The 695-nt window shown below is 36.1% G+C and carries 1 pseudogene; it reads left to right on the top strand.

The annotated features are described in order from the left end of the window. Positions 1 to 55 precede the first annotated feature (55 nt). Positions 56 to 695 (top strand): annotated as a pseudogene (locus ADH02_RS06670) (IS3 family transposase); the annotation flags it as partial.

Here is a 695-nt window from a genome sequence, read left to right as displayed (position 1 = left end):
TTGAAGTGCACCCCAAAAGTTAGACACAAAATCTAACTTTTGGGGTGTTTTTATTATGAAATTAACTTATGAAGATAAAGTTCAGATTTATGAACTCAGAAAACAAGGATTTAGCTACTCACGACTTGCAGATATGTTCGGTATAGATGCGAGAAATCTTTCCTACATGATTAAATTGATTGAACGTTATGGGTTAGAGATAGTTAAAAAAGGGAGAAATAATTATTATTCTCCAGAAATAAAACAAGAAATGATTGATAAAGTCTTACTCGAAGGTTGGAGTAAAGAAAGAGTTTCTCTCGAATACGGCCTCCCTGCGCGTGGCACTCTTCCCAACTGGCTCGCACAATACAAGAAAAATAAGTATACTATTGTTGAGAAAACAAGAGGGAGAGTACCTGAAATGGGACGTAAGCCAAAGAAAAAACCAGAAGAGATGACAGAACTAGAACGCCTTCAGGCTGAAAATGAGTATTTAAGAGCGGAGAATGCCATTCTAAAAAAGTTGAGAGAACTCCGCTTGAAGGAGGAAAAAGAGAAAGAAGAAAGACGCAGATTGTCAGAGAGTTAGTGTCAGAGTTTCCTTTAGATATTCTTCTAAAGATTATTAAACTTGCTCGTTCAACTTACTACTATCACTTAAAGCAGCTAAACCTAGAAGATAAGAATCAGGCCGTAAAAAACGAAATAGAAAC

The organism is Streptococcus sp. 263_SSPC, assembly GCF_001071995.1.
Classification (GTDB): domain Bacteria; phylum Bacillota; class Bacilli; order Lactobacillales; family Aerococcaceae; genus Granulicatella.
The sequence above is the reverse complement of the archived record's forward strand: the minus strand, read 5'-3'. Positions and strand labels throughout refer to the sequence as shown.